Raw genomic sequence first — 6,151 nt, 5'->3', positions numbered from 1 at the left:
CAATTGAATAAATATCCGTAATTTTATCAAAACAAATCATAAGGCAAATCTTAGTTAAATCATTAAATGTCAGAAACTTAAAGATACTAATTTTTGCCTTTTATCACAAGCTATTTATTCTAAATTTACAATCGAACTCAGGTCAGTAATAAAATAGGAAATTAAACTGAGTCCAAGTACAGACATGGGCGTAGACAATCCCAATAGATGTAATAATTTTACTACAAAAACATAGCCTACTTTTATTTGAAAATAGGGCATCTGCTCAGCAAATGCCCTAGTATCATTGGTGAAATCTATCCTTACCTTGTCGTAAGGTTGCGTACCATCAATATCTTTGTAATGATCTGCCGGTGCTTCCTTTTTTATCGCTAGATAAGTAAGTTCTCTTATTTGTTCTTCAGAATGGGTTTGCCCAATTTTGTACATACTTCCGATGTATCCAGGCATATCCCAATCGTATATTCTGTGGGTATAATTGAAAAAGGTAAGAAACCCTAAAACTATTGAAAATAATAAAATAGAGATTCTCCACTTTAGAATCATACGAAATAAATATAAATAATAAGTTACTATAAATCTTCAGCTTCAGCAAGAAGTTCTGCAATATCCTTTACTTCTACTTCATTGTTTTTGTTGAAGTGCTTCACGCCATCTGTCATCATCGTATTACAAAACGGACAGCCTGTAGCAATGATTTTGGGTTCTGTAGAAAGCGCTTCTTCCGTTCTTTCTATATTGATGTCTTTATTACCTTTTTCTGGCTCTTTGAACATCTGTGCACCACCTGCTCCACAACACAAACCGTTTGTTTTGCAACGTTTCATCTCTACCAATTCTGCATCTAGTTTTTCTAGCAACATTCTTGGCGCTTCATATTCACCATTGGCACGACCTAGATAACACGGATCGTGGAAAGTAATCTTCTTTCCTTTAAAGGCACCACCTTCAATTTTTAATCTACCTTCATTCATCAAATCTTTTAGGAATTGAGTATGATGTATCACTTCGAAGTTACCCCCAAGGCTTGGGTATTCATTTTTCAAAGTATTAAAACAGTGTGGGCAAGCTGTTACAATTTTCTTTACTTCATAGGCATTCAGTACCTCAATATTGGTAAGCGCCATCATTTGGAATACAAACTCGTTACCTGCACGTTTTGCAGGATCGCCTGTACAGCTTTCCTCTTGTCCCAATACAGCGAATTCTACTCCTATTTTATTTAAAATTTTACAAAAAGCCTTTGTAATTTTTTTTGCTCTATCATCAAAACTTCCTGAACAACCTACCCAAAACAATACTTCTGGTGATTTTCCTTCGGCAGCATATTCTGCCATTGTTTTTATTTTGAAATCCATAGTTATTTTACATTGATCGGTTTTTTCTTGTATTATTATCAAGTAAGTATACAAATTTTCACCGTTTAGATAATTACTTTATTATATTAGTCTTTAGCCCAATTTAGACGGTCTGCTTGGTTATATTGCCAAGGTGCCGCATTATTTTCCACATTCGTCATCATCAGATTTAATTCTTGTGGTGCCGCAGATTGCTCCATCACCAAGAATCTTCTCATTTCGAATATGATTGATAATGGGTCTAGTAATATAGGGCAAGCTTCTGTACATGCATTACAAGTAGTACATGCCCAAAGTTCTTCCTTTGAAATATAATCGTTGAGTAATTTTTTGCCATCATCTACAAAAGTTCCGTTTTTGTCGATGTTTTTGCTCACTTCTTCTACACGATCTCTTGTTTTCATTAAAATCGCTCTTGGTGACAATTTTTTACCCGTAAGATTAGCCGGGCAAACAGAAGTACATCTTCCGCATTCTGTACAAGAATAAGCATTCAGTAGTTGTACTTGGTTCAGATCAAAAATATCTTCTGCTCCAAATTTTGAAGGTACATCTGCCACGTCTCCTTCTGCTGGTGTAGCATAAGGATCTGCATTGGGATCCATCATCAACTTTATCTCTTTGGTGACAGAATCTAGATTATTAAACTTTCCGTATACATCTAAGTTCGCGTACCATGTACTTGGGAAAGCAAGGATAATATGCAAATGCTTGGAGTAATAAAGATAATTCATGAAGAATAAAATCCCTACAAAATGGAACCACCACGCTCCTCTTTCTATCATTTCTAAACTAAAAGTTCCGAAATTATTAAATAAAGGTGCGATAATATTAGAACTTATTGGGAAACTGCCATGCTCTGCTAACACGCCTTTTTGTTGTAAAACAAAGTCTGAAGCATTCATCAAGAAAAATGCAGTCATCAAAGCAAATTCGATAATCAAAATCCAGTTGGCATCATTTTTTGGCCATCCGAAAAGTTCTTTCATCGTTAATCTTTTTACTCCATAGAAGTTCCTTCTAATGAAAAACAAGACTACACCAATAATTACTAGGAAAGCCAATACTTCTAATGTGGCTGTGAAGAAATTGTAGAACGAGTGTCCGAAAATTGAAGCTAGAAACCGATGTGTACCAAAAAGACCATCTACAATAATTTCTAATAACTCTATATTAATAATAATAAAACCTACATAGACAAATAAGTGAAGAATCCCTGCTATAGGTCTTTTCACCATTCTACTTTGTCCCATTGCTACACGAGCCATGGTTTCCCATCGTTCGGATTTTCTATCGCTTCGATCTATCTCTCGACCAAGTCTGATATTTCTGTAGATTTTTAGTAAGCTTTTTCCGAATAGTCCAAAACCTGCAACTAGTAGTATGAAAAATATAATATTATCGATATACTGCATATAATGGTATTAGTCTTTTAGTATTAATCTTTATTGTTTTTTCCGAATACTGAGAAATTAATGTATCTCTTTGGGTTTGCTTTCATGTCCTCTATTAAAGAGTTGATGTTATTAGAAGCAGAGTTTAGATTGTTATATAATTGTTCATCTTTCAACAATTTCCCCATGCTTCCTTGTCCGTTTTCTATACCTCCGATTACTTGGTTTAGTTTTCCTACGGTGTTATCCAAACTTGCGATAGTAGCATTTAATTTTTTGGTATCAATGCTTTCTGCAACATTCCCGAATTTATCTAGAGTTACTTGTCCAGTTTTCATCGTTGCACTTGCATTATCCAGCACGTTTTGAAGTTTTGGATCATTATGTCCCACCAAAGAATTCACGTTACCTGCAGTAGTTTGCAATGCACCAACGGTTTTATTAAGGTTAGCTAATAATAATCTTATCTCCTCTCTATTTTGCGCATTTACAACTTGGTTGGCACTTGCCATTAAAGAATCTACGCGGTATAATACCGTTTGTAACTGGTCTTTTACAGGACCTACTTGGTTGGATAGACTAGACATCATCCCAAGCTTGAAAGCTCCCTTCAATGTATCACCATCTTTGGCAGCAGCACCAGTATATACAAGGTTTACCCTCATCTCTTTGCCAGACATTAGTCCTGGCTCAAAGATCTCTAAATTGGAATCTTTAGAAAATTCAAATTCATTATCTACCGTTACCTTTACGACGAAATGTATTCTTCCATCACTTGTTCTCATTGGTAAAATTTTGTCCACTTGTCCTACCTTTAGTCCATTGATGGACACTGCGGAAGATTGTGCAAGACCTTCTACGTTATCAAACTTGGCATAAAATATATTATCGGTAGTAAAAAGGCTTCTGCCTTTCATGAATTGGAATAAAACCACAAAACCAATTACGGCTAATATTGCGATTAATCCGGCTTTTAATTCTTTACTGAACTTCACTTTTTATATTTTTTCTAATGAGCAAATATAGTACATTTTAATTAATGTTATTCAATACCTACTCTAGGTTGATTACAAAAAAAAGTGGCAAAAACTTTGCCACTTTGTATAGATATTAATTTCGGTATTTCTTATTGTTGAGTTCCTACTTTACTCCAGATTTCGATTCTATAATCCTCAATATCTGCATTATCTTGTAAGCTCTTCAACCAAGATTGCCCGAACATTCCTTGATTTCTCTGTGTAATAGACTCTGCAAATTGTTTTGCGTCACCAGGCTGTTTGTTGATGGTTTCGTTCTTTTTCAACAAAACGTATACTCCAGTTCCACCTTCAATTGCATTAGATACTTTTCCTTTTTTCACCCCAAATGCAGCACCTGCAACTTTAGGTTCCATAGCACCCGCAACCGATGGATTAAGAATATTTACTTGAGCAGATTGTTTAGTAGTCGCAAATGTTTTTGCTACTTGATCCAAATTAGGATTAGCTCCTATTTTAGCTACAATTTGCTTCGCTGCCAATTGGTTCATGACAATTGTCTCTATTTGGCTTCTTACGGATTCTGGATCTGCTAACCCTTTTTCTTGCTTACCATTAAGGTAGGCTACGATTTTATCTCCAGTACCTTCTACAGTGAAGAATTCTGTATCTCCCTTAGATCTTTTTTTATCAAAAGCCCAAGTGATAATTTCTGCATCTTTATCGGTACCAAGACCTTGTAGTTGTCCGTCAAATCTTTTTGCTGAACTTGCATTAGAAAATTTGTAGTTAGCTTTTTTAGCAATATTTACAAAATCATTGTAAGATTTACCTTGTACTTGCTGGATGAATCTTCTTGCATTTTTGTCTACTATAGCTTCTGTAGCATCCGATGGCTTAATTACTTTAACAATATGAGCTACTTTATAACCCATAGATCCTGCTTTCTTGTCTTCTACATTAATAATGTGGTAACCAAATTCAGTTTCTGCTAACCCTGTAGATCCTTTAGCGTTATTGGCTAAGAAGTTAAGATAACCTGGAGCGAATTGGCTTTCTGGAGTTGTCCAACCCACGCTACCATTTCTTTCTACAGCATTTGGTTCATCAGATAATTTCAATCCTTCTGCAAATTTTGCTGGATTTGTTTTGATCAGGACCATCAAACTATCAGCAATTTTTTTGGCTTGCTCTTTAGTTCTTGTTGCAGTAGATCTTTCGCCGCCTTTATAGGAGATAAGAATATGTTTAGATAAAGTAGAATCTGATGGTTTCTTACCTAATAATTTAGATAAAACAAATAAGTTTTGTTCTTTGTAAGGACCAAAAGTTTGCCCAACAGATGCTGCTTCTAATTTTCCTTGTAAAAATTGAGGCATTTGGTTCATTGGAGCATATTGGCTATTGTAAGGCATATCAGAATTAGCCATTACAAACAATGAATCGTTTTTAGTGTTTTGGAAATTCTCGTTAGATCCACTAGCATCACCAGTACCAGAAAACAAGTTGGTGATTTCCTTTTGTACAGCAGCCTCATCAGCAGCGCTAGGCGTAGAAGGGAACAATACCAAACCAAGATTTCTACTAGGTTCAGTTTTGAACATTACTGGATGCTTACTAATATAATTTTGTAAATCTTCAGTAGTAACTTTAATTTTATTTTTTTGAAGATAAGAAGCATAGTCTACTTTCACGAAATCGATGTCTGCTAATTGATCTCTTTGCTTCATCAATTCTTCAACTTCTTTTTTACCAGAGGTAATCCCTGTAGAAACATTTGCAAACAATTGTCTAGCCATGATTCTATATTCGATAGACTTTCTAGTTTTCATCCATTGGTTATACCCTTCTGGGTTAGTACTTTTTAAAGTTTCAACTTCTTTCTTAAGCTCTTGTACCTTAAAATTGCCTTTTTCGTCAAAAAGTTGTTGGTTTTGAGCAAACATTTGGTCGTATTGAATTTGGTTCCAGAACAACTCTTCAGTCATTTCTAATCCCATTTTCTCGAATTGTTGTTTTACCAATTTGGATTGTACCAAAATTTGCCAAGCTTGCTCTTCTAGGCCGCTTTTTGGCTGTCCTTGTTGCTCTGCTTGCTGTTGTAGTACGAAAAGTTGATCGTTGTACTCCTCACGGGTAATTTTATCACCATTTACTTTCCCCAAAACATCAGGATTTTTTCCAAAAACCTTATCAATGCTCTCGGGATTTACCAAAAATGCTAACAACGCTAATGCGATCATTCCCATTAAAAGCCAAGGTCTATTCCTAATCTGTCCTAAAATTGCCATTTTATAAGTATAGTTATTTATATCAGTGTGCGAAAATACACATTTTTAAGAAATTATAGAAATATAAGTCGATTTTTTAATTTTTAAAATTTAACTTCCCATAATATGGAAATTTTGACCGTATTTTTTAG

5 protein-coding genes are annotated in these 6,151 nt (G+C 34.9%); all 5 read right to left on the bottom strand.

Annotation, left to right across the window (positions count from 1 at the left end; genetic code table 11):
* Window positions 1–114: 114 nt before the first annotated feature.
* Complete coding sequence (locus ACKI42_RS00810) at window positions 115–546, bottom strand: hypothetical protein (protein ID WP_407401455.1); 432 nt, start codon at window positions 544–546, stop codon at window positions 115–117.
* 26 nt (window positions 547–572) lie between these two features.
* Entirely contained in the window at window positions 573–1,358 is a 786-nt protein-coding gene (locus ACKI42_RS00805; RefSeq protein ID WP_407401453.1) for a (Fe-S)-binding protein, read from the bottom strand.
* An 86-nt stretch (window positions 1,359–1,444) separates the two neighbouring features.
* Entirely contained in the window at window positions 1,445–2,773 is a 1,329-nt protein-coding gene (locus ACKI42_RS00800; protein WP_407401451.1) for a 4Fe-4S dicluster domain-containing protein, read from the bottom strand.
* 23 nt (window positions 2,774–2,796) lie between these two features.
* Window positions 2,797–3,747 (bottom strand): MlaD family protein, encoded by a 951-nt coding sequence (locus ACKI42_RS00795; RefSeq protein WP_407401449.1) that lies wholly within the window; start codon window positions 3,745–3,747, stop codon window positions 2,797–2,799.
* Between the two features lie 131 nt (window positions 3,748–3,878).
* Window positions 3,879–6,020 carry a SurA N-terminal domain-containing protein gene (locus ACKI42_RS00790; RefSeq protein WP_407401447.1) on the bottom strand — a complete coding sequence of 714 codons (2,142 nt, stop codon included), beginning with the start codon at window positions 6,018–6,020 and terminating at the stop codon, window positions 3,879–3,881.
* Window positions 6,021–6,151 lie beyond the last annotated feature (131 nt).

The organism is Chryseobacterium sp., from assembly GCF_045629545.1.
In the GTDB taxonomy this organism is placed as follows: domain Bacteria; phylum Bacteroidota; class Bacteroidia; order Flavobacteriales; family Weeksellaceae; genus Chryseobacterium.
This window is presented reverse-complemented; position numbering and strand designations above follow the sequence as displayed.